The 3336-nt window shown below is 53.8% G+C and carries 2 protein-coding genes; both read right to left on the bottom strand.

The window, feature by feature from the left end; translation table 11 throughout:
- Positions 1-23 precede the first annotated feature (23 nt).
- A complete protein-coding gene (fauA, locus tag INT19_RS11850) occupies positions 24-2186 on the bottom strand; it encodes a TonB-dependent alcaligin siderophore receptor FauA (protein ID WP_193060884.1) in 2163 nt (720 codons plus the stop codon).
- A 127-nt stretch (positions 2187-2313) separates the two neighbouring features.
- A partial coding sequence (locus INT19_RS11845) for a helix-turn-helix transcriptional regulator (RefSeq protein WP_226924596.1) occupies positions 2314-3336 on the bottom strand: 1023 nt, incomplete at its 5' end.

Genomic DNA, 3336 nt, shown 5'->3' with positions numbered 1-3336 from the left:
CAGGTGGTGTGGGCGGACGGGGACTAGCTCCCCTCCGACCCGATCCAATCCCAGTTGATTGACATAGCGGCACTACGCGGTTCGCCAAGCCAGTACTGGCTGTAGAAACCAATTTGCTCGTAGTAGTCCTGGTCAAACACGTTGTTGATGTTCAACTGCGCGCTTAATTGATCGTTGAAACGGTAGCGTGCCATCAGGTCAGCAACGGCGTAAGCGTCTTGCCCAACCTTAACCTGTCCATTGGGGCTAGATGTGTTCCGCCAAATATCGCTTTGCCAACGAGCCCCGCCGCCCAGTGTTAAGCCACTCCATGCACCCGGTAGTTGGTAAGTGGTAAACAGTTTGACCTGTTGGCGCGGATGGGTCGTATTGGTCCGCTCGCCGTCGGAATTTTCTGCATTGGCTAGCGCGTAGCTGGCGCTCACATTCCAGCCAGAGGCCACTTCACCAATCAATTCGACTTCAACGCCATTGACCTGATTACCATCAACACTGCGATGGGCGGACGTACCCGGCTGGCCGATCACATCAACGCCAGGAATGGCTTCGGCCACACCGTTTTGCTCTGTTCTAAACAGTGCAATACTGCTATCCAAGTGGCCGTTCAGAAGGGTTGCCTTAGCCCCCAGTTCATAGCTGCGACCCTGAATAGGGTCCAGCAGAGAGCCATTCTCACGGCGGGCATTCTGAGACTGAAAAATCTCGGTATAACTCGCGTAAACAGAGGTATAGTCATTAATATCGTAGATAATGCCTGCATAAGGCGTTATTTCATTGCTGTATCGGTATTGCCGCTCAGACCCATAGTAAGTCTGATCTAATTCCCAGTCGCTCAGGCGTGCACCAAGAATAAGATTAAGCGGATCACTCAACGAAAAGCGCGACACCATAAAGCCGCCGCTTTGCGTTACCTGCATATTATCTGAGCTGTTGAATTGCCCCCACTGAGGCTTGGCCACCACACTGTCTCGCCAATTAAGGTAACTACCCGCGGAAGGCGGCGTGCCAACCGGGGTGGCCAGTTTTATCTCAAAGTCATCTTCGTTATGCATCCAGCCAAAGCCCAGCTCGTGTTGGCGGCCAAATAAGCTGAAATCACCTTCGGCCGTTACGTTAACGGTTTGTTGAGTGCGGTTGCCGCGGTAATTTAAGAAGGAGCTGGACATACCAAGGCCTGTCTCCCTGTCTGGGAAACCGCCGCGATAAAGGTACTCTAGGCCATAGTTACCATCGTTATGGCTGACCGCGGCGCGTAACGTCCAGCCGTTATCCAGTTGGTGGCTAAGATCAGCGAACACGCGAGTGGTCTCGTTGTAAAACGTTGACCAGTCGGTGTTGTTAGATGCGCTGCGGTCAAAGTCCGTGCGGCTGCCGTCAGCATAAAAAGCCGGGACACTGGCCCCCGCGCCGAGCGTCTCGTTGTGCTGATATTCAACCCCTACGGTTAATTGAGTAGCGGGGGTAAGCTCGCTACTGATAACACCGTAAAGCGTCTCATGGTCATCTTCGAGATGAGAGATAAAGCTATCGTTCTGGCCTTTGGCTACGACAAAGCGGGCCCCTGTCGTGCCATTGCTGCTTAATGGGACAGACACATCCGCCGTGATGCGGCGCCGGTCCCAACGGCCGAGGCCTGCGGAAACAGAGGCAGCCGCTTCGGACAACGGGCGTTTGCGAATAAAGTTAACGCTTGCCGATGGTTCGCCAGCGCCGGTCAATAAACCGGTTGCTCCGCGCACTACTTCAACACGATCATAAATCGCCGCATCCCAGTCGGTATCGCCAAAATTCCAGAAACCGCTGAGCGGAATGCTGAGTCCGTCAAACTGTACGCTACGTATCGAGAAACCACGTGCGGCATAGCTAATCCGGTTACTGTCAGCTCGGCTTGGCGAAACACCGGGTACTTGGGCTAACACATCACCGCCTGTCTGTGCCGCACGGTCGTCGATGTGCTGGCGAGTAATAACACTTGTTGATTGGGGCGTCTCGCGTGGTGTTAATGACAGCCCGACCGCACTGCGGCTAGCGGGAACTGTGTAGCGCTGAGTGCCTTCACTGCTGGTGCTGAGGCGCTCACCGGTCACTAGCAAATTGTCCAATGTTTCGTCAGGAGCTTCAGCAAAGGCAAGCAAAGGGTAGGCAAGAATAAGTGCAGTGCATGTTGATCGATATAACAATGGCATGGAGCGGTTTTCCAAAGTGGATGTTGCTAGTAGTTAATATTTCATAATGAGAATTATTCCACTTATGATGGGCGGGCGGTTATGCCCGCCGCGCAATTGATTATGCGCAAACGTCAGCCGTATCGTTTTAGGAGCGTTTCAGGGAACTTTCCGTCAAAGCACCCGGCGAGATACCGTAGTTTTTCTTGAATGCAGTAATAAAGTTGCTGGCATGACGGTAGCCACTTAAATGTGCCGCTTGTTGAACGCTGTGGCCGCTCAGCAGCAGCTCGCGGGCTAACGCAAGCCGACGCTTGCGCAAATAGTCGATGGGCGCTAGGCCGTAAGCCAGCTTGAAATGCCGCATTAGCGTACTTGGGCTCATGGCCGCGCGTTCCGCTAAGCGTTGCAGCGTGTGGTCAAACGACGGCTCTTCATCCAGCCAGCGGCGTATCAGCGCCAAGCGCTGTCGGTACAGTGCGCCACTGTCAGCCGTATATGGCGAACGGCCGTCCAGCCCCTGGGCGATGATTTGCAGTGCTAATCCTTGAAAGCGCATGCGCTGTGACTCTGCGCTACTGGAAGTACCGCATGCTTCATCGATGGTTAGCTGTAACCCAGGGCTGAGTTGCCAGACATGGGGGGACGCTGATGAGGTGTGAGCACCATACCAAGCGTGCATCGCTGATGCGTCGAGCGATAGGCATAGCGTGCGAAGCCGTTGATTAGCAGGATGAAAAGCGCTTAGCGTTAAACCTGTGTCCAGCCTTAGCCAGCAAGCTTCCCCTGCCGTTATCCAACGCTTTTGGCCATCAATATCGAAATGTGCGCAGCCCTCTAACATCACCACAATCAGCAGGTCGGTATTGTCCTTAGAGAACGATTGATAAGGTCGCAGCACATCCAAATCGGAAATAAAAAGCTCCACACCCGCCGCTAGGCTAACTTCTTCTACGCGCCCTTGGGCGATCGATGTTTTCGGCGTGCAGGCAGCGTTGGAAGTAATGGGAAAGCAGTAATCGATACTGTATCGGCGTCCGTAGCCTAAAAAATGATCAACGGTATAGCGGGTGCTGATGGTCACGTGGTGTGTCTCAACCTGGTGTAGAAATAGAGGCCCAAAAAAAGGCTCTTCGACGCCAAGTGTGGAATTCGCCCCCTGAGCTGGGCC

The organism is Halomonas sp. 3A7M (assembly GCF_014897875.1).
Classification (GTDB): Bacteria; Pseudomonadota; Gammaproteobacteria; order Pseudomonadales; family Halomonadaceae; genus Vreelandella.
The sequence above is the reverse complement of the archived record's forward strand: the minus strand, read 5'-3'. Positions and strand labels throughout refer to the sequence as shown.